25 protein-coding genes and 1 tRNA gene are annotated in these 25,701 nt (G+C 64.0%); 12 read left to right on the top strand and 14 right to left on the bottom strand.

What is annotated here, in order from left to right:
• Positions 1 to 12: 12 nt before the first annotated feature.
• Both dprA and plsY read right to left on the bottom strand, forming a co-directional pair.
• Positions 13 to 1,107, bottom strand: a complete 1,095-nt coding sequence (dprA, locus tag ACQKOE_RS00990) for a DNA-processing protein DprA (protein WP_427511167.1) — start codon at positions 1,105 to 1,107, stop codon at positions 13 to 15.
• Positions 1,104 to 1,685: a glycerol-3-phosphate 1-O-acyltransferase PlsY gene (gene plsY, locus ACQKOE_RS00985; protein WP_427511166.1), complete on the bottom strand. Its 582-nt coding sequence runs from the start codon at positions 1,683 to 1,685 to the stop codon at positions 1,104 to 1,106. Before plsY ends, dprA begins: the two co-directional genes overlap by 4 nt.
• An 81-nt stretch (positions 1,686 to 1,766) precedes the next feature.
• On the opposite strand from plsY, the gene murI reads away from it, so the two are divergent.
• The 3 genes from murI to ACQKOE_RS00970 all read left to right on the top strand — a co-directional run bounded on the left by murI (position 1,767) and on the right by ACQKOE_RS00970 (position 4,666).
• On the top strand, positions 1,767 to 2,564 hold the full coding sequence (gene murI / locus ACQKOE_RS00980; protein WP_427511165.1) for a glutamate racemase: 798 nt from the start codon (positions 1,767 to 1,769) through the stop codon (positions 2,562 to 2,564).
• A 159-nt stretch (positions 2,565 to 2,723) separates the two neighbouring features.
• The gene (gene hemA / locus ACQKOE_RS00975) at positions 2,724 to 3,938 is read left to right on the top strand and encodes a 5-aminolevulinate synthase (protein ID WP_427511164.1); all 1,215 of its coding nucleotides are present in this window, start codon (positions 2,724 to 2,726) and stop codon (positions 3,936 to 3,938) included.
• A gap of 116 nt (positions 3,939 to 4,054) precedes the next feature.
• Positions 4,055 to 4,666, top strand: coding sequence for a hypothetical protein (locus tag ACQKOE_RS00970; RefSeq protein ID WP_427511163.1), 612 nt, complete (start codon positions 4,055 to 4,057; stop codon positions 4,664 to 4,666).
• A 70-nt stretch (positions 4,667 to 4,736) separates the two neighbouring features.
• On the opposite strand, the gene ACQKOE_RS00965 is transcribed toward ACQKOE_RS00970, so the two are convergent.
• From ACQKOE_RS00965 to ACQKOE_RS00945, 5 genes are all read right to left on the bottom strand, one after another.
• A complete protein-coding gene (locus tag ACQKOE_RS00965; protein WP_427511162.1) occupies positions 4,737 to 5,942 on the bottom strand; it encodes a type III PLP-dependent enzyme in 1,206 nt (401 codons plus the stop codon).
• Between the two features lie 128 nt (positions 5,943 to 6,070).
• Positions 6,071 to 7,312 carry a serine hydrolase domain-containing protein gene (locus ACQKOE_RS00960; protein ID WP_427511161.1) on the bottom strand — a complete coding sequence of 414 codons (1,242 nt, stop codon included), beginning with the start codon at positions 7,310 to 7,312 and terminating at the stop codon, positions 6,071 to 6,073.
• A 392-nt stretch (positions 7,313 to 7,704) separates the two neighbouring features.
• On the bottom strand, positions 7,705 to 8,904 hold the full coding sequence (locus ACQKOE_RS00955; protein WP_374591409.1) for a carboxynorspermidine decarboxylase: 1,200 nt from the start codon (positions 8,902 to 8,904) through the stop codon (positions 7,705 to 7,707).
• Positions 8,905 to 8,907: 3 nt separating this feature from the next.
• Positions 8,908 to 9,369: a hypothetical protein gene (locus ACQKOE_RS00950; RefSeq protein ID WP_427511160.1), complete on the bottom strand. Its 462-nt coding sequence runs from the start codon at positions 9,367 to 9,369 to the stop codon at positions 8,908 to 8,910.
• A gap of 6 nt (positions 9,370 to 9,375) precedes the next feature.
• Complete coding sequence (locus tag ACQKOE_RS00945) at positions 9,376 to 10,587, bottom strand: saccharopine dehydrogenase C-terminal domain-containing protein (RefSeq protein ID WP_427511159.1); 1,212 nt, start codon at positions 10,585 to 10,587, stop codon at positions 9,376 to 9,378.
• Positions 10,588 to 10,634: 47 nt separating this feature from the next.
• On the opposite strand from ACQKOE_RS00945, the gene ACQKOE_RS00940 reads away from it, so the two are divergent.
• On the top strand, positions 10,635 to 11,612 hold the full coding sequence (locus ACQKOE_RS00940) for a threonine ammonia-lyase (RefSeq protein WP_427511158.1): 978 nt from the start codon (positions 10,635 to 10,637) through the stop codon (positions 11,610 to 11,612).
• 88 nt (positions 11,613 to 11,700) lie between these two features.
• On the top strand, positions 11,701 to 12,129 hold the full coding sequence (locus tag ACQKOE_RS00935) for an MAPEG family protein (protein WP_427511157.1): 429 nt from the start codon (positions 11,701 to 11,703) through the stop codon (positions 12,127 to 12,129).
• Positions 12,130 to 12,260: 131 nt separating this feature from the next.
• Here the strand turns inward: ACQKOE_RS00935 and ACQKOE_RS00930 are convergent, their stop codons facing one another.
• Positions 12,261 to 14,747, bottom strand: coding sequence for a TonB-dependent receptor (locus ACQKOE_RS00930; RefSeq protein ID WP_427511156.1), 2,487 nt, complete (start codon positions 14,745 to 14,747; stop codon positions 12,261 to 12,263).
• A gap of 216 nt (positions 14,748 to 14,963) precedes the next feature.
• On the opposite strand from ACQKOE_RS00930, the gene infA reads away from it, so the two are divergent.
• The 5 genes from infA to ACQKOE_RS00905 all read left to right on the top strand — a co-directional run bounded on the left by infA (position 14,964) and on the right by ACQKOE_RS00905 (position 17,061).
• A complete protein-coding gene (infA, locus tag ACQKOE_RS00925) occupies positions 14,964 to 15,212 on the top strand; it encodes a translation initiation factor IF-1 (RefSeq protein ID WP_147090742.1) in 249 nt (82 codons plus the stop codon).
• Between the two features lies 1 nt (position 15,213).
• Positions 15,214 to 15,789: a Maf family protein gene (locus tag ACQKOE_RS00920; RefSeq protein WP_374591403.1), complete on the top strand. Its 576-nt coding sequence runs from the start codon at positions 15,214 to 15,216 to the stop codon at positions 15,787 to 15,789.
• Positions 15,782 to 16,741, top strand: a complete 960-nt coding sequence (locus ACQKOE_RS00915) for a ribonuclease (RefSeq protein WP_427511155.1) — start codon at positions 15,782 to 15,784, stop codon at positions 16,739 to 16,741. Before ACQKOE_RS00920 ends, ACQKOE_RS00915 begins: the two co-directional genes overlap by 8 nt.
• Positions 16,738 to 16,902 (top strand): DNA gyrase inhibitor YacG, encoded by a 165-nt coding sequence (gene yacG, locus ACQKOE_RS00910; protein ID WP_427511154.1) that lies wholly within the window; start codon positions 16,738 to 16,740, stop codon positions 16,900 to 16,902. The genes ACQKOE_RS00915 and yacG overlap by 4 nt, the downstream gene beginning before the upstream one ends.
• An 83-nt stretch (positions 16,903 to 16,985) precedes the next feature.
• A tRNA-Phe gene (locus ACQKOE_RS00905) sits at positions 16,986 to 17,061 on the top strand.
• Between the two features lie 63 nt (positions 17,062 to 17,124).
• On the opposite strand, the gene ACQKOE_RS00900 is transcribed toward ACQKOE_RS00905, so the two are convergent.
• The 5 genes from ACQKOE_RS00900 to ACQKOE_RS00880 are packed head-to-tail and all read right to left on the bottom strand — an operon-like array spanning position 17,125 to position 22,961.
• A complete protein-coding gene (locus tag ACQKOE_RS00900; RefSeq protein ID WP_427511153.1) occupies positions 17,125 to 18,492 on the bottom strand; it encodes a cryptochrome/photolyase family protein in 1,368 nt (455 codons plus the stop codon).
• Positions 18,492 to 19,415 carry a metal-dependent hydrolase gene (locus ACQKOE_RS00895; protein WP_427511152.1) on the bottom strand — a complete coding sequence of 308 codons (924 nt, stop codon included), beginning with the start codon at positions 19,413 to 19,415 and terminating at the stop codon, positions 18,492 to 18,494. The genes ACQKOE_RS00900 and ACQKOE_RS00895 overlap by 1 nt, the downstream gene beginning before the upstream one ends.
• Before the next feature lie 53 nt (positions 19,416 to 19,468).
• Positions 19,469 to 19,861, bottom strand: a complete 393-nt coding sequence (locus ACQKOE_RS00890) for a GxxExxY protein (RefSeq protein ID WP_427511151.1) — start codon at positions 19,859 to 19,861, stop codon at positions 19,469 to 19,471.
• Positions 19,862 to 19,915: 54 nt separating this feature from the next.
• Positions 19,916 to 20,959: a 2-oxoacid:ferredoxin oxidoreductase subunit beta gene (locus ACQKOE_RS00885; RefSeq protein ID WP_374589842.1), complete on the bottom strand. Its 1,044-nt coding sequence runs from the start codon at positions 20,957 to 20,959 to the stop codon at positions 19,916 to 19,918.
• 4 nt (positions 20,960 to 20,963) lie between these two features.
• Positions 20,964 to 22,961 (bottom strand): 2-oxoacid:acceptor oxidoreductase subunit alpha, encoded by a 1,998-nt coding sequence (locus tag ACQKOE_RS00880; RefSeq protein ID WP_427511150.1) that lies wholly within the window; start codon positions 22,959 to 22,961, stop codon positions 20,964 to 20,966.
• Positions 22,962 to 23,181: 220 nt separating this feature from the next.
• Between ACQKOE_RS00880 and ACQKOE_RS00875 the strand changes: the two genes are divergently transcribed.
• Complete coding sequence (locus ACQKOE_RS00875; RefSeq protein ID WP_427511149.1) at positions 23,182 to 24,120, top strand: alpha/beta hydrolase; 939 nt, start codon at positions 23,182 to 23,184, stop codon at positions 24,118 to 24,120.
• 206 nt (positions 24,121 to 24,326) lie between these two features.
• Positions 24,327 to 24,827, top strand: a complete 501-nt coding sequence (locus ACQKOE_RS00870; protein ID WP_427511148.1) for an RNA pyrophosphohydrolase — start codon at positions 24,327 to 24,329, stop codon at positions 24,825 to 24,827.
• A 335-nt stretch (positions 24,828 to 25,162) separates the two neighbouring features.
• Here the strand turns inward: ACQKOE_RS00870 and ACQKOE_RS00865 are convergent, their stop codons facing one another.
• Complete coding sequence (locus ACQKOE_RS00865) at positions 25,163 to 25,672, bottom strand: tetratricopeptide repeat protein (RefSeq protein ID WP_427511147.1); 510 nt, start codon at positions 25,670 to 25,672, stop codon at positions 25,163 to 25,165.
• Positions 25,673 to 25,701: the final 29 nt, after the last annotated feature.

The following is a 25,701-nucleotide window of genomic DNA, read 5'->3' as shown; positions in this document are numbered from 1 at the left end:
CTCCTTTTATATCTAACCCACCAGGCTGACCCGGCCAGCGGCGTGGCGGACCAGGCGCCCGGCCAGTTCCAGTTCCAGCAAGGCCAGTTGCACGGCGGCGGGGCTTTCTCCGCTTTGGCGGATCAGTTCGTCCACGCCGATGGGGGCCGTGGTGAGCAAGGCCGCGATGTCGGCGGGGGTGTCGGCCAGTTCCTCGGCCTGGGCGTCGAATACGGCTGCGCTCTCGCGAAGGCTGGAGCGCGGCACGCCGTCAAAGGCGCTGAGCAGTTCCACCACGTCCGCTGCGGACTGGACCAGGACCGCGCCTTCGCGGATCAGTTCGTTGCAGCCCTGCGAGCGCGGTTCTAGTGGAGAGCCAGGCACGGCCATGACCTCGCGCCCAGCCTCCCCGGCGAGCCGCGCCGTGATGAGGGAGCCGCTTTTGGGCGCAGCCTCAACCACCACGGTCCCTGCGGCCAGGCCGGCGATTATCCGGTTGCGCGAAGGGAAATGGCGGGCCAGCGGTTCAGTGCCCGGGGGCTGCTCGGCCAGGAGCAGACCGCGCTGGGCGACGGCTTCCTGCAAGTCGCCATGCTCGGGGGGATAGGTCACGTCGATCCCGCTGGCGATCACGCCAACGGTGCCGCCGTTCAGTGCAGCCTGATGCGCGGCCCCGTCGATCCCGCGCGCAAGGCCGGATACGACCACCATGCCCGCCTCTGCCAGGTCGGCCGCGAATTGGCGCGCCAGCTTTACCGCTGCGGCAGAGGCGTTGCGCGCGCCGACGATGGCCACGCAGGGACGCCGTGCCAGCGCAAGGTCACCGCGATAAGTCAGGATCGGCGGCGCACTGTCCAGTTCAGCCAAAAGCGGCGGATAGTCCGCGCTGTCATGGAACAGGTACCGCGCACCGGCGGAGCGGACGGCGGCGATTTCCCTGGTCACGCGCTCTTCCGGTGCGGCCTGGTATTGCCCGCCGCCGCGCTTCACCAGATCGGGCAAGGCCGCCAAGGCAGCCGATGCCGTGCCAAACCGGCGCAGCAACTGGCGATAGGAAACCGGCCCGATATTGGGCGAGCGCAGCAGGCGGATGCGCGCAAAGGCCTCCTCCTGCGAAAGGCCGCTCACGCCTTGGACCCGACCTTTGGTTCGGTTCCAGCCCGCAGCCGCGCAATGTTGGCGCGGTGCAGGATCAGGACGATCACCGCGATCGCGGCCAGGACCGGCACCAGCTCAAGCCGCCCCAGCAGAGCCGCCGCGATCGGTGCAGCAAGTGCAGCCGCCATTCCGGACAGCGAGGAGATCCGCGTCACCGCCAGCATGACCAGCCAGACCGCCGCATAGGCCGCGCCAATCGGCCAGGCGAGGCCCAGCGTCACCCCCAGCGTGGTCGCCACGCCCTTGCCGCCCTTGAATTTCAGCCAGATGGGGAAACAATGGCCCAGCACCGCGCCCAGCGCGGCAAAGCCGGGAACGTCCGGCAGGTAGCGCCAGGCGAGCCACACCGCCAGGAAGCCCTTTGCCCCGTCGAGCAGCAGAGTGCCCGCAGCCAGTCCCTTGCGCCCGGTGCGCAGCACGTTGGTCGCGCCGATATTGCCGGAACCGATCTGGCGAATGTCGCCCGCATCGAACATCCGGGTCAGGATCAGGCCGAACGGAACCGATCCCAGCAAGTACCCAAGTGCCGCAGCGTAAATCCAATACATTGCCCCACCTTCCCTTCTTGTCCTAAGCCTAGCTACAAGCCTGCGGCTATCACAAGCCCGCAGAAGGGGAATGCCACGGAAATGGATGCGAGTGCACCGATCCTGCTGTTCGATTCCGGCGTCGGCGGGCTGTCGGTGCTGGCCGAACTGCGCCGCGCCCTGCCCCAGGCGCCGGTCGTCTATGCGGCGGACAACGGCGGCCTCCCCTATGGCACCAAGACCGAGGCGGAAGTGGCAGCGCGCGTGTGCGGCCTGCTGGGCCGGATGAGCGAGCGCCACCGCCCGCGCCTGATCTGCATTGCCTGCAACACGGCATCGACCATAGCGCTGGGCATGGTGCGCGACGTGCTGAACGTGCCGATCGTCGGCACGGTCCCGGCGATCAAGCCCGCTGCCGAGCAGACCCGCAGCGGCGTGATCGGACTGCTCGGCACGGCGGCGACTATCCGCCAGCCCTATGTCGACCGGTTGGTGGCAGACTTCGCAGCCGATAAGCGCTTGCTGCGCTTTGCAGCCGGCGAACTGGTCGGCGCTGCGGAAGCGAAACTGCGCGGCGAGGCAGTCGATCCCGCCGTCTACGCCCGCGCCGCAGCCGGCCTGCGCGATCAACCGGGCGGAGCCGAGATCGACACGGTGGTCCTCGCCTGCACGCACTTTCCGCTGGTTCGCGATGAACTCGCCGCTGCTTTCGGACCCGGCGTAACATTCGTTGATGGGGCTGCGGGAATCGCGCGGCGCATCGTGCACCTCACCCAAGGTCAGCCGTTTCAGCGAAACCGGCCCGACTTTGCGCTGTTCACCAAGGACGAACCGGGCCTCGCCGCGCTCCAGCCAGCGCTCGCCAGTTATGGGCTTGAGAGCATTGAACTATTGACCTGAATGTCAGCAACCCGCTCGGCAATATCCCGGGCGGTCCCGTCACACAGTGTTTCCGCTTAATGCCCTTTGATCCAGCGCAACGCCTTTAGGCTGGCTTTTGGCCATATCTTGGCGTAGAGCGCGCCAAATTGCGGCGCTCAGCCGGGAGTACTTCGCAAAGTGAACTACGAGCACATTTTCGATCAGGCGATCGAGCGACTTCATTCCGAAGGCCGGTATCGCGTGTTCATCGACATTCTGCGCAACAAGGGTGCCTATCCCAACGCGCGCTGCTTTGCGGGGCATAACGGGCCCAAGCCGATCACTGTCTGGTGCTCCAACGACTATCTCGCCATGGGCCAGCACCCCAAGGTGATCGCCGCCATGGAAGAAGCGCTGCACGATGTCGGCGCTGGTTCGGGCGGCACCCGCAACATTGGCGGCAACACCCATTACCACGTCGATCTGGAGCGCGAACTGGCGGACCTGCACGGCAAGGAAGGGGCGCTGCTGTTCACTTCGGGCTATGTCTCGAACGATGCCACGCTTTCGACCATTGCCAAGATCCTGCCCGGCTGCGTGATCTTTTCGGACGAGCTTAACCACGCCTCGATGATTGCCGGCATCCGCAATTCCGGCGCGGAAAAACGCGTGTTCCGCCACAACGATCTGGAACATCTGGAAGAGCTGCTGGCCGCCGAAGATGCGGACACGCCCAAGCTGATCGCCTTTGAATCGGTCTATTCGATGGAAGGCGACGTCGCCCCGATTCACGCGATCTGCGACCTGGCCGAAAAGTACAATGCGCTGACCTACATCGACGAAGTACACGCCGTGGGCATGTACGGCCCGCGCGGCGGCGGCATTACCGATCGTGACGAAGCGGCGCACCGCATCGACATCATCGAAGGGACGCTGGGCAAGGCATTCGGCGTCATGGGCGGCTATATCGCCGCGGATTCGCGGATCATCGACGTGATCCGCTCCTATGCGCCGGGCTTCATCTTCACCACTTCGCTGTCGCCGGTTCTGGTGGCAGGCGTGCTGGCATCGGTCCGCCACCTCAAGTCCAGCTCGGTCGAACGCGAAGGCCAGCAGGCGGCTGCCGCCATGCTCAAGCAGATGTTCCGTGATGCCGGTCTGCCGGTGATGGATTCGACCACGCACATCGTTCCGCTGATGGTGGGCGATCCGGTCAAGGCCAAGAAGATCTCGGACATTCTGCTGGCCGAGTATGGCGTCTACGTTCAGCCGATCAATTACCCCACGGTTCCGCGCGGGACAGAGCGGCTGCGCTTTACGCCCGGCCCGGCCCATACCGAAGCGATGATGCGGGAACTGACCGACGCGCTGGTGGAAATCTGGGGCCGGCTCGAACTGAAGCTGGCCGCCTGAGACCACATTTTTAGGTCCTAGACCCAAGCCTAAAATCGGTTAATTTCTCCGCGCGTCTCCGGTGGGAGAGACGACGGCAACGCGACCTTGCCGATCGATGGGGAGAATTTGGGAAGATGGCAAGCAAGGAAAAGGCTCCGGCCAAGGCTGGCAAACCTGCCGCCAAGAAAGCCGCTCCGGCAGAGACCAAACCAAAGACGACGGCGGCTAAGGCCCCGGCTAAACCGGCAACCCCGAAAGCTGCTGCATCCAAGGCCCAGGCAAAGGCACCTGCTGCGAGCTCGAAGACGTCCGCCGCCAAGGCACCGGCCAAGACCAAGCCCGCAACACCGAAGGCTGCTGCACCAGTGAAGGCTGCCAGCGCCACGAAGTCGGCCGCCAAGCCTGCTGCGAAGGCTGCACCCAAGGCGACCCCGAAACCGGCAAAGCCAGCAGCGAAGAAAGCAACTGCCGCAAGCACTCCGGCCAAGCGCGCAGCGAGCGCGAAGAAGGTCGCCTCGGCGAAGGCAGCGGCTCCGGTGGAGGCCAAGGCGGCACCGGCAGCTGCGGCCGCTGCGCCCGAGCCTGTTGTCGTTGCGCCAGTCCCCGCGCCTCAGCCCAGCGCGCAGGCTGCCAGTGCCAGCCAGGAGCAGGAGCAGAGCTCCGGCCTGGGTTGGCTGTGGTGGGCCCTCGGCGCTGCCTTGATCGGCTTCCTGGTCTATTGGGTAATCGGACGCGGCGCAGCCTGATTTAACCCGAACGCAAACAGAAAGGGCGGCTCCTTGCGGGGCCGCCCTTTTCTTTTTGCTGTGACTTCGATCAGCGCAGCGAGACGACGTTGTCGCTCTGGCGCGGATCGCGGCGGTCACCGCGATACTGGCTGTGCATCGGTTCATCGTCGACCGTGACGACGCTGCCGGTGCCAAAGCCGTTGAAGCGGGTCTTCATGGCCGCACCATAGGCTCCCAGCATCCCGACTTCGATGTAGTCGCCCGGCTGGATATCCGCCGGCAGAAGGAACGGGCCTTCCATATAGTCGGCATCGTCGCAGGTCGGGCCGTAGAACGAATAGGTGCCCAGGGCATCCACGCGGTCCTCGGCCAGGCTCTTCACCGGGAAGCGCCAGCCGACATGTGCCGCGTCATAGAGCGCACCATAGGCACCGTCATTGATATACAGTTCATCGCCGCGGCGCTTTTCCACGCGCACGATCATCGAATTGTATTCCGCGCACAGGGCCCGGCCCGGCTCGCACCACAGTTCGGACGAATAGGACACCGGCAGCGATTCGAACGCGCGGTGGATCACGCCGAAGTAGTCTTCCAGCGGCGGCGGTTCCATGCCCGGATAGATCGACGGGAAGCCGCCACCGACATCGACGATATCGACCGTGACCGAGGCATCGACAATCGCGGCGCGGACCCGCTCCATTGCCTGGACATAGGCAAACGGGGTCATGGCCTGCGAACCGACGTGGAAGCACACGCCCAGCCAGTCCGCGACCTGGCGGGTGGCTTGCAAAAGCGCGGCCGCATCAACCAGGTCGACGCCGAACTTCGAAGCGAGGCTGAGCTCCGAATAGTCGGACGAAACGCGCAGGCGAACGCACAGGCGCAGGTCCGTGACCGGAGTGCCATCGTCAGCGGCAGTCGCCTTGACGATCTTTTCCAGCTCTTCGTGGCTGTCCAGGCTGAAGGTGCGCACGCCGTGGAGCTTGTAAGCCTCGGCAATCGCGCCAGCCGGCTTTACCGGGTGCATGAAGCACAGCACGGCATCGGGCAGCGTTTCGCGCACCAGCCGCACTTCCGAAATGGAAGCGACGTCGTAATGGGTCACGCCAGAAGCCCAGAGGACCCGGAGCAGTTCCGGCGACGGATTGGCCTTTACCGCATAGAGCGACTTGCCCGGAAACTTCTCAGCAAAGAAACGGGCGGCGCGTGCTGCGGCATGCGGGCGATTGAGGATGACGGGTTCGTCGGGCGAAAGGGCGCGAACTACTGCCGATGCGTCAGGATAGCTGTGCAACTCAAGGGACCCCCAATAGGCCTGACGGCCAGGTAACACGAAGACGAGGCTGCCTTGCGGTTATTGGAAGTCCCCTTGGGGCAGCGGGGGGTCGCTATAGAGATTCGCAGGTGAACTGCAAGTGAAAATCACCCCCGCATCAGGTGCTCCGCCATGGCCCGATAGGCAGGCAGCGAAGTGGGGTCCAGGGCAGAGTTCGCAGCCACCGGGTGAGAGGCGAAGCGGGCAATGGTCATCTCTGCCGCAGGGTCGACATAGATCACCTGACCGTGAATGCCCCGGGCCGAGAAAGCTCCGTGATTTCCGGGTATTATCCACCACTGGCTGCGATAGGAACTGTCCGGCAGAAAGACATATCCAGCCTTGGCAAAGGCCTCTTTGCTGCCCCCGCCACGGATCGATTCGACCGCAGCGCCAGAGACGATTTGCGCGCCGTTTCCGGCTCCGTCGCAGCGCATCATTTCGCCGAAGCGGGCCATGTCGCGGATCACCGGATTAAGGCCGCCACCGGCAAAGGGCATTCCGGTCGAGTCGATCAGGAAATCGGCGTCCTGTTCCATGCCCAGCGGCTGCCAGATTCGCTCGCTCAGCACGCGCTCGATTCGCTTGCCCTCGGTCCGCGCGACAAGCCAGCCGAGAACTTCGGTGTTGCAGGTGCGATAGGTGAACCGCTCGCCATGCTCGCCTGCCTTGGCGATGGTCGGCAGGAAGGCATAAACGTCTGTCGCGCCGGAATAGCCGGGTGCGCGCGGGGTCAGGCCCAGGGCATTGCTCATGGCGCCGATGCCGGATGTGGGATCGGTATATTCCTCCGAGAAATCGAGGCCGGTGGTCATGTCCATCACCTGGCGCAGAGTCGCGTCGGCAAACCCGCTGCCGCGCAGTTCCGGAATCAGGTCGCCCATCGGCGCGGCGGGATCGAGTCGCCCTTCGACAACCAGCATTTCGGCCAAGGTGCCGACAAAGCTTTTGGTCACGGAGAAAGCGATGTGCGGCGTGTCCTGCCGGGTAACCCCGAAATAGCGTTCATAAACAATCGCACCCTTGTGCAGCACCAGGATCGCATCGGTGAAATTGGCGGCGAGCGATTCCGCCCAGGTCATTTCGCGCCCGTCGGTCAGAGTCTTGAAGCTGATGCCGTCCAGGTCGCCCCGCGGCGCGGTCGGCAGTTCCCACACCGGGCCGCCCCGCCCCACCCGCACCGTGGGCAGAAATTCGCGCATGTGGGAATAGGCATAGCGGTGCGTCGGAAAGCGCATGTGATCCGCCCGCGCCCAGGCCAGCCGCTTTTCCGGCGGCGGAGGCAGGCCTTCCATCCAGCCCATGACGGTGGGGTCAGACGTGTGCGCGCCGAGGATCTTGTCCGGCATTGCTCTCTCCCTTTTGCGGCGAGGATAAGCAAATGGGGGCGTTGTGCCAGTGTTTGTTCACACGAAGACACGAAGACATGAAGGGGTTGCGGTTTCGGCTGGGCTGCCTGGTGTTCGGTGCGGAGAGTTGGAGGCGATGTCGCAGGATTATCACGCAAAGGCGCTAAGACGCTAAGATTCTGTGCTTTCGGCGAAGCCGTTTTTCATTCAAACGGTGGAACTTGCTTCGACCAAGGATTGGCAAACGCCTTCGGCGAATAGCGCAACCTCTTCGTGTCTTCGTGCCTTCGTGTGAGCATTTTACGAGATCAGCACCAAAGCAACACGCAGCCAAAGCACGCCACGCTGCCGAAAACAAAACCTCTTCGTGTCTTCGTGTGAGCCAATAAAACTCAGCTCAACCGATCCCGGAAATCCTCGTATCCGAACCGCTTGATGCATTCCAGGCTGTCCGTCTCGCTGTCCCAGAGCCAGATCGACGGCAGCGGCACGCCGTTGAACGTCGTGGTCTTGACCATCGAGTAATGCGCCTGGTCGAGGAAAGCGAAGCGCTGTCCCACCTGCGGCCCCTGCGCGAAACGGTAATCGCCGATGACATCGCCTGCGAGGCACGACGGACCACCGAGCCGCACCGCCCCGCCCGCGCCTTCGTCGATCTCGGTATCGACCTGCGGCAGTTCACCCAGCATGGCCGGGCGATAGGGTGCCTCGATCACGTCTGGCATGTGGCAAGTCGCGGAAATGTCGGTGATCCCCACTGGCATGCCGTTGTAACCAAGATCGAGGACCGTGCCGACCAGGATGCCGGCGTCAAGCGCGACTGCCTCGCCCGGCTCCAGATAGACTTCAGCGCCGGTGTCCTCGCGCAGGTCTTTCAGGAATTCGACCAGTTCGTCGCGCTGGTAATCGGCCCGGGTGATGTGATGCCCGCCGCCCAGGTTGATCCACTTGAACTGGCCGAACCACGGCTCGAGATAATCGAAGGCGACGTCCCAGGTGCGGTGGAGCGGCTCGAAATCCTGCTCGCACAGCGTGTGCATGTGGATGCCGTCGATCAGCTCGATATGCTCGTCGGTCAGCTGGTCGATCGGAAAGCCCAGGCGCGAATGCGGGGCGCAAGGGTCATAACGCGGCACCTCCCCCTCGGCGTGCATCGGGTTGATCCGCAGGCCAATGTCAAAGCTTTCGCCCCGCGCCCGCGCCGCCTCGATGATCGCGCTGCACCGCACGATCTGCTGCGGGGAGTTGAAGATCACGTGGTCCGACAGGCGCAGGATCTCGTCCAGGTCCTCTGGCTTGTAGGCCGCGCAATAGGTGGCAATCTCGCCATCGTAGAACTCGCTGGCCAGGCGCGCTTCCCACAGGCCCGAGGTGCAGACTCCGTCGAGATACTCCCCGACAATCGGCGCGGTCGACCACATCGAAAAAGCCTTGAGCGCGGAGAGCAACTTGATCCCCGCCCGGTCGCGCACGTCGGCCAGAATGGAAAGGTTCTGCCGCAGCCGCGCGGCATCGACCACGAAGCTGGGGCTATCCACGCGGGAAAGGTCAAAGTGGGCAAATGCGCCCGGATCGCCGGCTCTGGTTTCCATTATTCAAACACTCTCAATCTCTTCAAGCACGGCGTCCCACCAGTCAATTGCATCACGATAAACATCTCGCCCATCCTCGCCTGCTCGAAATCCACTTTCCAGCGGCATAAACAAGCAATCTTGAAATGTTGCCACGGTAGGTCTGGAACTATTCGATTGAATCAAGACAGTTATCTCACTCTCGCCACGCAGACCAACTTCACCTTTCTTAATGGCAAGATTTCGCCTCTTTTCGATGAATTTCGAAAATATTGGTTCGCATTTTAAATCGGACCATTTCTCATCGACTACCAATCTAATTTTGGGATCACTGCAATCGACTTTATCTAAGATATGGCCGACCATTCGCAGTATCGCTAGAGCGCCAATCCAAAGAACGCGAAGTCGCTTTGGATTGGTCTCCACCTCCATCATTTCAAGTATAGTCTCGCAATCACTCAGGATATCGCGAGCAGCCAGAGTCATCTGAGATCAGAACTCGACCGGGCCAGCCAGTTCCTTGACCTGCCACGGCAGGCCCTGGGTGTTGAGCATGTCCATGAACGGATCGGGGTCCATCTGCTCCATGTTGAACACGCCCTCGCCCTTCCATGCGCCGGTCAGCATCATGGCCGCGCCGATCATCGCCGGGACACCCGTGGTATAGCTGATCGCCTGATTGCCGGTTTCGGCATAGGCGTCTTCGTGGTCGCAGATATTGTAGATGTAGAAGGTCTTTTCACCCGAACCGTCCAGCGCCTCGCCCGTGGCGATGTCGCCGATGTTGGTCTTGCCCTTGGTCGTTGGGCCCAGCGTTTCCGGCTTGGGCAGCACGGCGGCCAGGAACTGCAGCGGCACGATTTCCTTGCCCTGGTAGACCACCGGATCGATCCGGGTCATGCCGACGTTCTGCAGCACGGTCAGGTGGGTGATATAGGCATCGCCGAAGGTCATCCAGAAGCGGGCGCGCTCCAGTTCGGGCAGGAACTTGGCCAGGCTTTCCAGCTCCTCATGGTACATCATGTACATGTTCTTCTGGCCCACGCCTTCAAAGTCGAAGGCGACCTTCTTCGACATGGCGGGGGTTTCGACGAACTGGCCGTTCTCCCAGTGACGCGCCGGAGCGGTCACTTCGCGGATGTTGATTTCCGGGTTGAAGTTGGTGGCAAAGGCCTGGCCATGATCGCCGCCGTTGCAGTCCAGAATGTCGAGCTGGCGGATCGTCTTCAGCTTGTGCTTCTTCAGCCACATGGCGAACACGCTGGTCACGCCCGGGTCAAAGCCTGAACCCAGCAGCGCCATCAGGCCCTTTTCCTTGAACCGGTCGTGATAGGCCCACTGCCAGCTGTATTCGAACTTCGCCTCGTCCTTGGGCTCGTAGTTAGCGGTGTCGAGGTAATTGACGCCGGCGGCCAGACAGGCGTCCATGATCGGCAGGTCCTGATAGGGCAGCGCCAGATTGACCACCAGCTTAGGCGCGATCTGTTCGATCAGGCGAGTCAGGGCGGGCACTTCCTCGGCATCGATCTCATAGGTCTGGACCGTCTGGCCGGTGCGTTCCTTCACCGAGGCGGCGATCGCGTCGCACTTTGCCTTGGTTCGGCTGGCGAGGTGAATCTCGCTGAAAATCCCGGCGTTCATCGCCATCTTGTGCACGCAGACCGAGCTTACACCGCCCGCGCCGATCACCAGAACCTTGCTCACTGCTCGAATCTCCTTGCCGCAGAATTGCGCGCATATAGGATTGTTTCATGACCGCACAACAAATGCGAACTCCGACTCCCCAAGGGGTAGGACGCGCCGCCGCCAAGATAGCCGAACTTCTGCCGAAAACACCTTTAATCGAGGGGGAAATCGGCGGCACCCCGGTTTGGTTCAAGGCGGAATGCCTGCAACCCATCGGGGCGTTCAAGATTCGCGGCGCCTGGCACCGGCTGAGCGACCTGACCGAGGAAGAGCGCGCGCGAGGCGTCGTGGGCGTGTCCAGCGGGAACCACGCACAGGGCGTCGCCTGGGCCGCGCGGCGGCTGGGAATTGCGGCGACCATCGTCATGCCGGTCGATGCCCCGCAAGTTAAGCTTGAGGCAACCCGCGCTATGGGGGCCAAGGTCGTGCTTTATGACCGGCCCGGCGGGGAAGACCGCGACGCGGTGGCGCAGCGGCTGATCGACGAGACTGGTGCGACGCTGGTCCATGCCTATGGCGACCCCTGGGTGATCGAGGGGCAAGGCAGCGCCGGGATCGAGATTGCCCAGCAAATGGCCGAGCGAGGCCTGCCTGGCCCCAGCCGGATCGTCGCCTGTTGCGGCGGCGGGGGACTTACCGCAGGCCTGGCCCTCGCCTGCCCGGATGCCGAAATCATTCCGGTTGAGCCGGAAGGCTGGGATGACATTGCGCGCAGCCTGGCGAGTGGCGAGATCCAGCGCGTGCCGACCGACGCGCCGCCCACCGATTGCGATGCGCTCCAGACGATTGCCACATGGCCGATCAACTTTGCGATCCTGAAGGAGCGCTGCCCCTATGGCCTGGCCGTCTCGCCAGCAGAAGTACGCGCGGCGCAGCGCTGGGCCTTCAGCCATCTTCACCTGGTTGTAGAGCCGGGCGGCGCGGTAGCTCTGGCTGCGGCCCTCGCCGGAAAGGTGCCGCTGGACGGACGGACTGCGATCATCCTCTCCGGCGGCAACACCGATGCGGCACAATTTGCCAAGGTCCTGGCGGCGCAGGATTAGTTGCGTTTGACATTGGTGGCGGCGCGAACCAACCTCTCCCCACGCGGACCGGCTTGAGCCGAGCCGCGCGAAAAAGGGGGAGAATGCCATGGAAATTCTGAAGCCGCTGGCCGTCCTGGCCGGCTGGACCATGATCATGTGGATCTGGATGTACGCCACCCGGATTCCCGCGATCAACAAGCTGCCCAAGTCGAACGAGCCGGGTGCCGATCAGGGCTGGACCGGCGCAATGCTGGAAGGCCTGATCCCGCGCGAAGTGCAGTGGAAGGCGCACAACTACAACCACCTGCACGAAGCGCCGACCGTGTTCTATGCCGTGGCGCTGGCACTGGCCATGATCGGCCAGGGCGACGGCCTGAACGCCACGCTGGCCTGGGCCTATGTGGCCTTGCGCATCGTTCATTCGATCTGGCAATCGACCGTGAACAAGGTGGCCGTGCGCTTCCTGCTGTTCTCGCTCTCCAGCCTCTGCCTTATCGCGCTGACGCTGCACCTGATCATTGGCGTGTTCCACTAAGGTACCGCCCTACACCATCGTCATTGCGAGGAGGCAGAGCCGACGAAGCAATCCAGTGCCGACGCAAACCGCCCTGGATTGCTTCGCTGCGCTCGCAATGACGAATATTGGTTCAAGTCCAGCAGGTTCGCTTAAAACGACTTGCGCAGTTCCACCTCGATGATCCGCCCGCGCGGGTCGAGGTAATCGCGCTGATAGGACAGCGGAACCGAACCGCTGGCGTCCGTCACTTTCTGCACGGAATCGAACAGGTTCTGGAACCGCAGCGAGAGGCGCGTTCCCTTCAGGAAGGGGACCGCCTTGACCACGCCCGGCATCATCGAAAGTTCGGCGAACAGGTTCAGGTTCACATTGGTCACGCTGCCAAAGCGCAAGTCGCTCGTTCCCGGAAGGCCGCTGGCATCCAGCCGCGTCGGCGCGTTCCAGCTGCCTTGCAGGAAGCTGCCAAAGCCTTTGTAGAACAGTCCGCCATTGAATTCGAGCGAGTGGCGCGGCGTGCCGCTGGTGGACAGGGCATCGCCGTCCAGCAGGTCCAGCACCGGACCACCGGGCGCGACGAGTACCTCGTTCTGGAACTGGACCGTGTGGTAGAGGCCAAGGCTCCAGCGCCCGCCAGCGCCGCCCCGTCCGCCGCCGAACATCGGCCCCATGAAACCGCCGCGCGGACCGCTTCCCCCTCCTCCGCCAGCGCGCGGACCCGGGCCGCCTTCGGCTTGCTTGGTCAGGGCGCCGGACAGGTTCAGGCCCCAGCGCAGGCGCGAGCTTTCCTGGCTGGCGAAGGTCACCGGGCGCTGATCGATGGAGAGCAGTTGGCCATTCGCATCCCGCGTCACGCGGCCTGGAAACGCGGCCTCTATCTCGGGCGTCAGCAAGGGGAACGACGCGGTCACATTGCTGGAGCGATTGCGGAACCATTCCACCAGGAGGTTGGAATTTTGCAGGAACGGCAGGGTCCAGGTCGCGGAGAGCTTGATGTCGCGCTGCTGTTCGCGCTGCAACAGCGGATTTCCTCCGCCGATCACGCTGGCCAGAACGGTCTGACCGGTGCTGAAGTCATAGACCGGCACGTTGAACGTAACGGTCTGCGGATTGCCCAGCTGAGACAGACCGGGCGCGGCCTGGTTGACGATATAGCTGCCTTGCAGGTTCAGCTTTTCAGTCGGAGCCCAGGTCAGGCCCGCGCTCCAGTCGGTCAGGTCGCCAAAGTCGGTCAGGTGGTTCCACCCGGCGCTGAGGTTCAGAGTGATGTCGCCCACACCCGCCCCGAAGTTCTCGCGCCGACTGGTGAGCGGGATCGCCAGGTTGGTCCCCAGCGAGAGATCGCCGCGCGACAAGCTGACTGGGCCGGCGGTGCTGCGGGTATCGGTGCTGTCGATCCCCGACCAGCCATAGCCCGCCTTGAACGTGGTGCTGACTTCCCCGCCCGGCAGCCGCAGCGGACGGCCCACCATGGTCACCAGCGAGGTCATGCTATCGGTATTGCTCGTCGTGGTATCGAACCCGGCATCGGCAACCGCGGGCAGCGGCCCGGTGATTGGCAGAGTTCCGGCAGCAGCCTGGGCAACCAGCGCAGAGGTATCGGCCCGGCGATCAAACCGGCTGCGCGTCTCGCCATGATTGCCGTCCAGGGTGGCCGTGAACTGCCAACGCCCGAGAATTGCGTTGTAACCCAGCCCCGCTGCCAGGGTAGTGCTGCGCGTCACCCGCTCCAGCCCGCCAGGCAGGCTGCGCAAGGCTTCGGCCCCGATCGGACCGCGCAGCAACACGGTATTCAGCCCTGACAGGGCAAGGCTGTCACTGCGGTTCGCCTCGGCGCTGACTGTCAGCGCTCCGCCCGTGCCATTCTCACCCAGCCCCTTGGTCCAGGCGGCGTTGAGGCCATAGCTGCGCGAATCCGCCACCAGCGAGCGATAGGCTGCCGGATCGGGATCGGTGAGGACAGTCGGCCGCGAACCGCTCTGCTGGATCAGGCCGCGCTCGTTTTCGAACAGCGGCGTAGTGTCATCGATGCTGGCGGTAACTGTAAAGCGGTTGAGCTTCTGGATCTTGAGTACCGTCGCCTCAAGCTCCGTCTGACCAAAGCCGCCGCGCGTGGGGATCGCATGGTCCAGTTCGACCCGGCGGTTGGAATAGCTGTCCTTCAGGATCATGTTGACCACCCGCGTATTGGGCGGGAAACCGAACCGCAGCGCCACTTCCTCAGGCAGAATGTCCACCCGCTTGATCGCTTCGGGCGGGTAGTTGCGCATTTCCCGGAAACTGGTGATGCGCTGGCCATTGACCAGCACCACCGGCTGCCCCCCGCCGCCCCGGCCGCGGCCGGAACCCGTCTGCGGGCTGACGCGGGCCAGCAGCTCGGTCACCGAAGAAGCGCCCAGCGCCTGAATCTCGGCTTCGTCAAAGGTCGCAATCGGTGCTTGCGGCGCGTCGATCTGCCCCCCGATACGGGTGGCGACGACCACGATATCGCCTTCGTCCAGACCGCGCGACTCATCCTCAGCCGCCTGGTCAGCGGCCTGGCTGATCGCAGCGCTGGTGCTCTGCTGCTGCGCCTCCGGCTCTGCGGCAATGGCAGGGCTGGGGGCAAGCACCAGTGGTAGAGCTGTCAGGTTTCGCATGATCTTCGGGAACTCGCTTGTACTTGTGCGGATTGAACAAACCCCTCCCCCGCCCCGTCACTGGCGCAGCCCGGTGGCCAAGGCAATGCCGCCCGTCGTATCAAATTGTCGCTTCGCAGATGCAAAGGGGCAGACGCGCGTAAGGCTTCCCTTTTTGCCATTCCGCCGCTATGGCGCGCGGCAATCACACCAAACTGATACGGAATACAGGCGCGAATGGCGAAAGAAGAACTACTCGAAATGCGCGGCACAGTGGTTGAACTGCTGCCCAATGCGATGTTCCGCGTCCGCCTGGAAAACGATCACGAAATCCTTGGCCACACTGCTGGCAAGATGCGCAAGAACCGCATCCGCGTCCTGGTCGGCGACGAAGTTCTGGTTGAACTGACGCCCTATGACCTGACCAAGGGCCGCATCACCTATCGCTTCATGCCGGGCCGTGGCGGCCCTGGCCAGTTCGGCTGATTTGTCCGACCTTTCCCTGATACTTGGCAGCTCGTCCCCGCGCCGCCGCGAACTGATCGCGCGGCTGGGGATCGAACCCGCGCGCATCGCCGCTGCCGAGATTGACGAAACCCCCCACAAGAACGAGCAGCCCCGCCCCTATGCCGTGCGCATGGCGCGCGAAAAGGCCCATGCCATTGCCGGCGACGGAGCCTTCGTCCTCGCCGGCGACACGGTGGTTGCGCTGGGCCGCCGCATCCTGCCCAAGGCCGAGGATGAAGCCACTGCGCGCCAGTGCCTGGAACTCATGTCAGGCCGCCGCCACCGCGTGCTGTCCGCCGTTGCGCTGAAGTATCCTGACGGCACCCTGCGCGAACGCCTGTCTGAAACGATCGTCCGGTTCAAGCCGCTCTCCGCCGCAGAGATTGACGCCTATATCGCGGGCGGCGAATGGCACGGCAAGGCGGGCGGCTATGCCATCCAGGGTAGCGCCGAAGGACTGATTGCCTGGATCGGCGGCAGCCATTCGGGCGTCATGGGCCTACCCCTGTTCGAAACCCGCGCCCTGCTCAAAGCGGCGGGCTTCCCCCTTGGCTGACTGGCTGGTCGAGGAAGGGATCGGCGAGGAGCGCGCGATCCTGCTTCGCGGCGCAGATGTCATCGCAGCGTGCCTGCGCTGGCCCGGCGGGCTCGAAGCGGGCCTGGTCGATGATGCTGTCCTGATTTCCCGCACTGCTGGGTCGAAGCGCGGCACGGCCCGCTTCCCGAGCGGCGCGGAAGCGCTGGTTGACGGCCTGCCCCGCGACGTCAGCGAAGGCGCAGCAATCCGTCTCAAGATCACGCGCGCCGCCATGGCCGAACGGGGCCGCTTCAAACGCGCCCAGGCCCGCCCCACGGACGAGGCCAAGCGCCCTGCCCCCAGCCTGGCCGAATCGCTGCGGGCAAAGCGCGTGGCACGCTTTCCGGCGGGAGCCTGGGAAGACATTGCCAGCGAAGCCTTCGGCGGCGATGTTGCATTCCCCGGCGGCTCGCTGACCATCACCCCCACCCCGGCCCTGACCGTGATCGACATCGATGGCGACCTGCCCCCGCGCGCCCTGGCCTTGGCAGCAGTTCCCGCACTGGCAGCTGCCATACAGCGGCTGGACCTCGCCGGCTCCATCGGCATCGACTTTCCCACCCTGGCCGAAAAGGCAGACCGCAAGGCGGTGGATGAGGCTCTGGCTGCCGCCCTGTCCGGCTGGGCGCATGAACGCACCGCGATGAACGGGTTTGGCCTGGTCCATCTGGTTGCCCGCCTGGAGCGGCCCTCGATCCTCCACCGTTTTGCGCTTTCGCCCGCTCAAGCCGCAGCACGCCTGTTGCTGCGCCGCGCGGAAATTGTAGCTGAACCCGGCGCGCTCTTGCTGACAGCTTCCCCCGCGGTACGCGCAGCTGTTTCTGCCGCGTGGGAGGAGGAACTCGTCCGCCGCACCGGGCGCGCTATCCGCTGGAATGAAGTGGAGGGTCTTGCACCGCAGGCCGCTTTCGCGCAGGCGGTGGCGCTATGACGAACACCCGCAAATGCCCAGTCTGCGGCAAACCGCGCCGCGAGGAACACAGTCCGTTCTGCTCGACCCGCTGCAAGGACCGCGACCTGGTGCGCTGGTTGGACGACGGATATGCGATCCCCGGCCCGCCTGCTTTTGATGAAGAAGAAGGAAAGGCCTGAAACCCTCTTGCCAAGCGCGCTTAGCTTCGCCATAGGCGCGCTTCCAGTCGCTGGCCGGTCCATCGGATCGCAGCTCAGGCGATGCCCGGATAGCTCAGTTGGTAGAGCAGCGGATTGAAAATCCGCGTGTCGGTGGTTCGAATCCGCCTCCGGGCACCACTTTTCACAAGTTTGGTGTAAAAGCGCAGTGTCGCGAGACGTTTGCTGACTTGGCGCTGACCTTCAGCTTTTCAGTGTGGCCCAAACGGCAAGCGCCCTTGCCCGCCCCTCGGCATGGTCGACCAGCTTGCGCGGATAGCCGCGTACCGGCAGCGGGGGATCGTGGATCGCGGCGTCGGGCAAGTGGGCCAGTTCCGGCACCCAGCGGCGGATATATTCGCCCGCGTCGAACTTGTCCGACTGGCTGAGCGGAGCCATGATCCGCACGAACATGTTGGCGTCCACGCCGCTGCCCGCGCTCCACTGCCAGTTGACGGCGTTCTGGCCGTAATCGGCATCGACCAGGGTATCCCAGAACCACTCCTCGCCGCGCCGCCAGTCAATCAGCAGGTGCTTGATCAGGAAGCTGGCCACGATCATCCGCACGCGGTTGTGCATCCAGCCGGTGTGCCACAACTGGCGCATTCCGGCATCGACGATGGGATAGCCGGTGCGGCCCTGCTGCCACGCGGCCAGGTCCGCCTCTGCCTCTGGCCCGCTGCGCCACGCCAGGCGGTCAAATTCCGCCTTGGCATTGCGCGCGCCATAGTCCGGCAATTGCAGGATCACGTTCTGGGCATAGTCGCGCCAGCCCAGTTCGCCCAGGAACGTGGCCGTCGATCCGCCCAGATCGGCCACGCGGCGCCAGATCGTGGCAGGCGAAATCTCCCCGAAGGCGAGATGGCCGGACAGGCGCGAGGTGCCTTCCACCGCCGGAAGGTTGCGTCGCGCTTCGTACTTGGCCGCGCGGGTGACGAATTGCTCCAGCCGCTCCAGCGCCCCCGCCTCCCCCGGAGTCCATTCGTCGCGCAGGCCGCTGGCCCAGTCCGGGCTGGTCGGCAGCAGGTTCCAGCTTTCCAGCGCATCGCTCTCCGGCCAGGTTTCGGGCGCGGGAATCGACCGCGGTTCAGGCAAGGGGGGCGCAGGCGGCAGCCGCTCGTTAAGCGCGCGCCAGAACGGGGTGTAGATCTTGTACGGCGCACCCGACCCGTTCAGCACGGTTCCCGGCGGGGCGAGGTAATTGCCGTGGTGCAAGTGCAGCGTCAGCCGCTTGCAAACGGCCCGCTCCGCATTGCGCCACCACGGTTCGTAGTGATGCAGCGCATGAACCTCGCGCGCGCCAGTCTCTTCGGCCAGAGCGGCCAGCACTTCGTCGCTCTTGCCCCGGCGCAGGATCAGGCGCGAGCCTTTCGCGCGCAGAGCCGCATCCAGCGCGGCGAGCGAATGGTGCAGCCACCACCGGCTGGCCCCGCCCATGCGGCGGTGCGCGGCGGTTTCGTCGTCCAGCACATAGACCGGCACAACCGGCCCAGCCGAGCAGGCGGCCACCAGCGCGGCATGATCGGCCAGCCGCAAATCGCGGCGCAGCCAGACTAGACTTGGAATGCTCATCAGCGGGGCTTCAGTTCAACCGTGAAATTACTTCTGGCGGGGCTATCCATGAAGCGCTGGTCCTTCAGCAATATGCCCTTTGGGCCTGTTTCGGCGACCGGCATCCGGCTCCAGAACAGAAACGCCTCCGCCGCAGGATCGCCCTTGGCCCAGGCGGCGATACGCGGGTCATCCATGGCCGTCTTGCGGATGATCCGCGGGTAGCGCTGGCACTGCGCGAAATCGCAGGTGATCGTGCCGTAAAAGCCATCACCGGACCGCCACAGGACTTCACGCCGCCAGAACGCAAAGGGCACCGGATTGGAGACGGCCAGCTCAATCTGCGGATCGAACGCGCGGACCGCAGCGGCGCTGGCGCGGCTGATGGCGATGTTAGCGCCGACATAGAGCGCCAGGACGGTCAGTCCGATCTGCGCTGGAAGGGACCAGTTGCCCTTCCCCGCCCGCTCCCACAGGCGTGATCGCCACAGGCTGACGCCCAGGGCAATCCAGATCCAGATGTCGATGATGAACAGGGTATCGCCATAGAACCAGCGGGACGAAAACGGTTCGAGCAAGCGAATGCCATAGCTGTTGAACCAGTCGAACAGCGGGTGGCTGAGCGTGCCCAGATAGCAGAGCGCGGCAAGCCAGCCGAAGTGCACGGCAGGCCGGGTTTCGGGCCGCTTGCCGCGCCTCGCCTGCCACCGGTCGAACCACCAGAGCGAAGCTGCCAAGAGCAGCGGAAGGAGGGCCAGGGCAATCGGCCCATGGGTCAGGCCGCGCCGCATGGCCAGGCTCTCGACCCCATAGACCACGCAGCCCGCATCCAGATCGGGCAGGTTCGCGCCGATGATCAGCGCGGGCATGGCCAGCCCCGTCTTCCGCTTAAGCCCCGCCTGCCCCAAGGCCGCGCCGATCATGGAATGGGTGAGATTGTCCATTTGATACTCACGCAAAGCCGCAAAGGCGCAAAGATGTTCTGCAACAGGCTTGTTCAGCGGTGATCGTTTACGATCCGCTGGAGGCCATCTTTGAATGTGGATTGGCCGAAATTCATCAAAAGGCCAAGCGGCATCTGCAAGAGGCGCAAATAGGTCAAAACCTGCTTCGCATGGACGGAACTCGTTCGCTCTGTGGACTTGAGTTCGATCAGAAGCTTGTTCTCGATGATCAAGTCGGCTTTGAAAGCGTTGTCGATGACAACGCCTTTATACCTTATCGGAACAGATACTTCGCTTGCGACTTGCAACCCGCGTTCGCGAATGCTGGCAATCATCATTGCCTGATAGACGGATTCCAAAAGGCCCGGACCAATCTCTCGATGCAGGTGGTAACCGCAATCGACGACTGTCCGGGCCAATGCTTCGATTTCCTCAAGACGCAACATCTTCGCGTCTTCGCGTCTTTGCGTGAGAAAATCAATTAAACCATTGTTTTAGAATTAAAGCTCAGGCCCGCCTTCGCTGACCGTCCAGGTCTGGCCCTTGGCCAGCAAGCGCGCGAGGTCGGTGTTCTTGCCTTCGCGGGCCTTGGCGTCCTGACCCAGGACCGCGTCCTCATAGGTCGGGCGCGGATCGTCGTAGATGACGCCGAGCGCCATCGGGAACGGACCGAACGGCATTTCGACCAGCATGTGCGCAATCGAGCGGTTGGTAACGTCGTGCACGATCACCCCGGCGGCCTGCCAGTCGCCATCGACAACGTCGACCACCTTCAGCGTCAGCTTGGCCAGGTCGAGCGCGATACCCTTGACCCCGCCGGTCTTCTCGCTGCCGAACAGCATCGGTTCACCGTTCTTGAGCCAGAGCTGGCGATCTTCGGCACCCTTGGGGGCGGCGAAATCGTCGAACCGGTCCTTGTTGTACACGATGCAGTTCTGGAAGATTTCCACGAAGGCCGCGCCCTTGTGGGCATAGGCGGCCTTGAGCACGTCCGGCAGATGCTTCGACACGTCGAACCCGCGGGCAATGAAGCGGGCACCGGCACCCAAGGCAAAAGCGCAGGGGAGCGCGGGCCGGTCGACCGAGCCCAGCGGCGTGGTCGGGCTGTGGGTGCCTTCACGGCTGGTCGGCGAGTACTGGCCCTTGGTCAGGCCGTAGATCTCGTTGTTGAACAGCAGCACCTGGCAGTTCAGGTTGCGCCGCAGCAGGTGCATCGTGTGGTTGCCGCCGATGCTCATCCCGTCACCGTCACCAGTGACCAGCCAGATATCCAGTTCCGGATTGGCCAGCTTGATTCCGGTCGCCACGGCCGGGGCGCGGCCATGGATGGTGTGGAAGCCATAGCTTTCGACGTAGTAGGGGAAACGGCTGGAACAGCCGATGCCCGAAACGAACACCGTCTTGGCCGGGTCCGCGCCCAGTTCCGGCAGGGTGCGCTGCACCGCCTTGAGGATCGCATAGTCGCCGCAGCCCGGACACCAACGGACTTCCTGGTCCGATTCCCAGTCCTTGAGCGTGGTGGTGATAGGAGAAATCGCGTTCATCGGATCAAGCCTTGCTGCTTTGCGGAGACTGGCGGTCGGGGTGAAGCGAACCGTCGTCGTGTCCGGATTCCGGGGTGGGAAGCTGGGTCTTGTCGGCCGGAAGCTCGGTGCCCCCGGCATTGCCCGGTACGCCGTCGAAATAGGTCGCAATCGCGGCCTCGATCTCGGCAATGGTAAAGGGCTGGCCCGATACCTTGTTGAGCGGTTGGGCATCGACCAGGAACTGATCGCGCAGCACGGTCTTGAACTGGCCGGTGTTCATTTCCGGCACGAGCACGCGGTCATAACCCTTGAGCAGTTCGCCCAGGTTGGCCGGCAGCGGCCAGATGTGGCGAACGTGGATGTGGCTGACGTCCTGGCCCTTGGCGCGGGCACGACGCACGGCCTGGTGGATCGGGCCGAAGGTGCTGCCCCAGCCGACCACGGCCAGCTTGCCGCTGGTATTGCCCAGGCACACGTCCTGATCCGGAATGCTCTTGGCCACGCCATCGACCTTGGCCTTGCGGGCGTCGGTCATCGCCTGATGCGCGCCGGGGCTGTAGTCAAGGTTGCCGGTGCCGGGGTTCTTCTCGATCCCGCCGATGCGGTGGGTCAGGCCCGGCGTGCCCGGCTTGATCCAGGGCCGCGCGCCCTTTTCATCGCGGGCATAGGGCAGCAGCGTGCCGTCCGGCCCGTTGCGCTCGGTCAGGAAAGTCGCGGGGAATTCCGCGTAAGCAGCCGGATCGGGCACCTTCCACGGCTCTGCCGCATTGGCGATGTAACCGTCGGTCAGCAGGATCACCGGCGTCATGTATTGGGTCGCGATCCGGCATGCCTCGATCGCGCAGTCAAAAGCATCGCCCGGGCTGCGCGCGGCAATCACCGGCATGGGCGTATCGCCGTTGCGGCCATAGACGGCCTGGTAAAGGTCCGACTGCTCGGTCTTGGTCGGCAGACCAGTGGACGGACCGCCGCGCTGCGAATTGACGATCACCAGCGGCAGTTCGGTCATCACGGCCAGGCCCATCGCCTCGGTCTTGAGCGCAATGCCCGGACCCGACGAGGAAGTGACGCCCAGCTGGCCAGCATAGCTTGCGCCAATGGCCGAGGCGATGGCCGCAATCTCGTCTTCCGCCTGGAAGGTGGTGACGCCGAATTCCTTCAGGCCGACCAGATAGTGCAGGATCGAACTGGCCGGGGTGATCGGATAGCCGCCGAAGAACATCGGCAGGTGGGCCAGCTGCGCACCGGCAACCAGGCCCAGCGCCACGGCTTCCGCGCCGGTGATGGTGCGGTAAAGTCCGGCCGGGGTTGCCACAGGATCGAGGTGAACCTTGTGCAGCTGCCCGCCGATTTCCGCCGTTTCGCCATAGGCATGGCCGGCGTTGAGCGCGGCGATGTTGGCTTCGGCCAGGACCGGGTTCTTCTTGAACTTGCCGTTCAGCCAGTCGATCAGCGGCTGGCGGTCACGGTCGAACATCCACAGCGCCAGGCCCAGCGTCCACATGTTCTTGCAGCGCAGGGCTTCCTTGTTGCCCAAGCCGAACGGCTTGACCGATTCCATGGTCAGCGCGGAAATGTCGAAAGCCAGCACCTGCCACTTGGACAGCGAGCCATCCTCCAGCGGGTTGACCTCGTACTTGGCCTTTTCCAGGTTGCGCTTGGTGAACTCGCCCGTGTCGGCGATGATCAGCCCGCCGGGCTTGAGCGCGCCGACATTGGTTTTCAGTGCTGCCGGATTCATCGCAACCAGCACGTCGGGCGCATCGCCAGCGGTGTCAATCTCGGTCGAACCGAAGTTGATCTGGAAGGCGGAGACCCCGAACAGGGTGCCCTGCGGCGCGCGGATTTCGGCCGGAAAGTCCGGGAAAGTCGCAAAGTCGTTGCCCGCCAGCGCGCTCGACAAGGTGAACTGGCCACCTGTCAGCTGCATGCCATCGCCAGAGTCACCCGCAAAGCGGACGACGACGGCTTCGGGACTGTTCTTGATAACTGCGTTGGGTTCGGCGGTTTGCGTTGCCATGCTTCTTCCTTGTCAGGCGGACCTTGGCGCCTGCTTCACGAAAGCGCCCTAGTCCCCTCCCCGCATTGCGCGCAACCAAGAAAAACTGTGCTGCGGGCAATTGAAGAAGAGGCGCGCCAAGGCGGCTAGTCAAGGGGCAAAAGGTATCTTAACCTGTCGATTAAATCGTTCCCGCGCCCCTGCGCGGCAAGACGGGCAAAAAAGAGAGGATGCCGCAGCCATGACCGACCATCACCAGATCATCCGCGAAGACGTGCAGGGTTTCCTGGCCCTGGCCAACAGCCTGCCCAAGCCGGAACGACTCGACCCGGTCGAGCAGCGCGTCGGCTATCTTGGCCTTAAGCAGATGACCGAGGCCGACCCGCGCGAGATGGCGGTGATCAAGGACCTGACCTGCCCGGGCCCCGCTGGCCCGATCCCGGTGCGGTTCTATGACGTACGCGAAAGCCGCGATCCCAGCCCGGTGATCCTGTTCTTCCACGGCGGCGGCTATGTGATCGGCGATCTCGACACGCATCATTCGCTGTGCACCGAGCTGTCCGCCGAACTCGACCTGCCCGTCCTGGCGGTGGATTACCGGCTTGCCCCGGAACACCCCTTCCCCGCCGCGCCGGACGATTGCGAAGCGGCGGCGCGCTGGCTGGCAGGCAGTCCGACGGAACTGGGCCGAAAGGTGACCGGCCTGGTCACCATTGGTGGCAGCGCCGGGGGCAACCTTGCCACGGTCACGGCCCGCGCCCTGATCGACCGGCCCGCGGCTGCGCCGATGGTGCTGCAGGTTCTGCTCTATCCCGCGACGGACGAAAGCCAGGACGGTTCGATGGAGACCTTTGCCGAGGACCATCTGCTGACCAAGGCGGTGATGGAATGGTTCTATTCGCTCTATCAGCCCAAAAGCGGCGATCCGCGCGCCTTTCCGCTTCACGCCAGCGCCAAGGGCATGTGCCCGTCGATCGTGGCGACGGCGGGGCTTGATCCGCTTCAGGACCAGGGCCGGCGCATGGCGGCCAAGCTGGTCGATGCAGGGGTCGATACGCTCTACCTGCACATCGCAGGCATGACGCACGACTTTTCCACCACCCGCAAGGCCCTGCCCAGCGCCGCTGCCGCCGTGGCGAAGATCATTGCGGCGATGAAGTTGATGCTGACCAAGGTTTGACACACACATCGCCCCTTTACCGTTCGTGGTGAGGAGGGACTGAGCCTTGGCGAAGGCCCGTCTCGAACCACTGCGTAGCAGCGCGGCCTTCGAGACGCCCCCTCAGCCTTCGGCTTCGGCGGCTCCTCAGGACGAACGGACGGGGAATGCGGACACGTGCCGCGATGAAGTTGATGCTGACCAAGGTTTGAGGCTAAGGCAGAGGGATGAGCGATCCCTTTGCCCACCTCCCCTATCGTCCCTGCGTCGGCGTGATGCTGGTCAATCCCGATGGCCTGGCCTTTGTCGGGCGCCGCATTGATACGCGCGGCCAGCCTGATGAAGGCGGCGTCTACTGGCAGATGCCCCAAGGCGGCGTTGACGATGGCGAAGACCTGCGCGCCGCGGCCTTGCGCGAATTGTGGGAGGAAACCGGGGTCGAAGAACAATACGTCACGATCCTGGCCCAGACCCGCGAGGAAATCTTCTACGACCTGCCAGACGATCTGATGGGCAAGCTGTGGAAGGGCAAGTACCGCGGCCAGCGCCAGCACTGGTTCCTCGCCCGCTTCACCGGCCAGGACGCCGATATCCACCTGGAACGCCACGATCCGCCGGAATTTGAAGAGTGGCGCTGGGAAAACCCGCTGCTGCTGCCGGAACTGATCGTGCCGTTCAAAAAGCGCGTCTATCGCGCGGTCCTGGACGAATTCCGCGATCTGATCTGATTTGGCCGCTTCGTCTTTGCGAGGGACGCGGCGAGTTCTAATAGTTCACGCAAAGGCGCAAAGGGCGCGAAGAGGTTGCGCTTTAGGCTCTGCCTCTTGCGGCTCGGCAAGTGCGTGAAACGCACAGCATCAACGGCAAGCGCCTCCGGCGGAAAGACGCCTTCGCGCCTTCCTTCTTTTTTGCGTCTTTGCGTGAATCATTCTGGCCGACCCGGCTTCGACAAGCTCAGCCTGAGCGGGGATTTCTAATATCCGTTGGTTCTAAGGAGGCGCTGAAGCCGCAGGCTGAAACGCCGTCTCGAAGGACGGCCTAACCCGCCTCGGCTTGGGCGCCCCTAGTTCGTCGAGACTTCCAGCTTCGGCTCGATCTGCGCGGCGGTTACCACTTGCGGGGCAGGGCCGCGCGCAATGGCGGCGGAGAGTTGCGCTGCCGGCGTGCAGGACAGGTCGCCGCACAGCTGTTCCAGCCGCGCCAGGTTGCGGCGGGCCTTTTCCACTGCGCCCTTTTCCACCAGCGCCTGACCCTCGCCGGAAATCGCGTACTGGTTTTCCGGGTCGATCTTCAGCGCTTCGCGGTAATAGTGCAGCGCCTTGCCATGCATGCCCTGCTTGCGGGTCGCCTCACCCAGGTTGAGGTAGATCGAAACGTGGCCCGGCTGGATCGTCAGCGCGCTTTCGAAATTGTCGATGGCCGCATCAGGTTGTCCCGCCAGCATGGCCTGCCGTCCTTCCGCAACCAGCACTGCCGCGCGCGGGTCCAGCGGCGCGGGCGGCGCGCTGTGGCCGGTGCTGGCCGTTACCAACGCGAGCGAAGCCAGCGCGAAGGCGGCCGGGGAATAACGCATGATCTGCTCCTTGAGCGTAGCCATTTGCG

The sequence above is a fragment of the Novosphingobium sp. NPDC080210 genome (assembly GCF_050281025.1).
In the GTDB taxonomy this organism is placed as follows: Bacteria; Pseudomonadota; Alphaproteobacteria; order Sphingomonadales; family Sphingomonadaceae; genus Novosphingobium.
Note: the sequence above shows the minus strand (reverse complement) of the source record. Positions and strands in the feature narration are given on the sequence as shown.

Bases quoted from the DNA above. Each gene is read 5' to 3' on its own strand.
- murI (WP_427511165.1), top strand. From the start codon at position 1,767: ATGGATGCGAGTGCACCGATCCTGCTGTTCGATTCCGGCGTCGGCGGG.
- ACQKOE_RS00890 (WP_427511151.1), bottom strand. From the start codon at position 19,861: ATGTTGCGTCTTGAGGAAATCGAAGCATTGGCCCGGACAGTCGTCGAT.
- ACQKOE_RS00930 (WP_427511156.1), bottom strand. From the start codon at position 14,747: ATGCGAAACCTGACAGCTCTACCACTGGTGCTTGCCCCCAGCCCTGCC.
- infA (WP_147090742.1), top strand. From the start codon at position 14,964: ATGGCGAAAGAAGAACTACTCGAAATGCGCGGCACAGTGGTTGAACTG.
- ACQKOE_RS00880 (WP_427511150.1), bottom strand. From the start codon at position 22,961: ATGGCAACGCAAACCGCCGAACCCAACGCAGTTATCAAGAACAGTCCC.
- ACQKOE_RS00940 (WP_427511158.1), top strand. From the start codon at position 10,635: ATGACCGCACAACAAATGCGAACTCCGACTCCCCAAGGGGTAGGACGC.
- ACQKOE_RS00870 (WP_427511148.1), top strand. From the start codon at position 24,327: ATGAGCGATCCCTTTGCCCACCTCCCCTATCGTCCCTGCGTCGGCGTG.
- ACQKOE_RS00900 (WP_427511153.1), bottom strand. From the start codon at position 18,492: ATGAGCATTCCAAGTCTAGTCTGGCTGCGCCGCGATTTGCGGCTGGCC.
- ACQKOE_RS00950 (WP_427511160.1), bottom strand. From the start codon at position 9,369: ATGACTCTGGCTGCTCGCGATATCCTGAGTGATTGCGAGACTATACTT.
- ACQKOE_RS00970 (WP_427511163.1), top strand. From the start codon at position 4,055: ATGGCAAGCAAGGAAAAGGCTCCGGCCAAGGCTGGCAAACCTGCCGCC.
- ACQKOE_RS00875 (WP_427511149.1), top strand. From the start codon at position 23,182: ATGACCGACCATCACCAGATCATCCGCGAAGACGTGCAGGGTTTCCTG.
- ACQKOE_RS00865 (WP_427511147.1), bottom strand. From the start codon at position 25,672: ATGCGTTATTCCCCGGCCGCCTTCGCGCTGGCTTCGCTCGCGTTGGTA.
- ACQKOE_RS00935 (WP_427511157.1), top strand. From the start codon at position 11,701: ATGGAAATTCTGAAGCCGCTGGCCGTCCTGGCCGGCTGGACCATGATC.
- ACQKOE_RS00960 (WP_427511161.1), bottom strand. From the start codon at position 7,312: ATGCCGGACAAGATCCTCGGCGCGCACACGTCTGACCCCACCGTCATG.
- yacG (WP_427511154.1), top strand. From the start codon at position 16,738: ATGACGAACACCCGCAAATGCCCAGTCTGCGGCAAACCGCGCCGCGAG.
- ACQKOE_RS00955 (WP_374591409.1), bottom strand. From the start codon at position 8,904: ATGGAAACCAGAGCCGGCGATCCGGGCGCATTTGCCCACTTTGACCTT.
- plsY (WP_427511166.1), bottom strand. From the start codon at position 1,685: ATGTATTGGATTTACGCTGCGGCACTTGGGTACTTGCTGGGATCGGTT.
- ACQKOE_RS00895 (WP_427511152.1), bottom strand. From the start codon at position 19,415: ATGGACAATCTCACCCATTCCATGATCGGCGCGGCCTTGGGGCAGGCG.
- ACQKOE_RS00885 (WP_374589842.1), bottom strand. From the start codon at position 20,959: ATGAACGCGATTTCTCCTATCACCACCACGCTCAAGGACTGGGAATCG.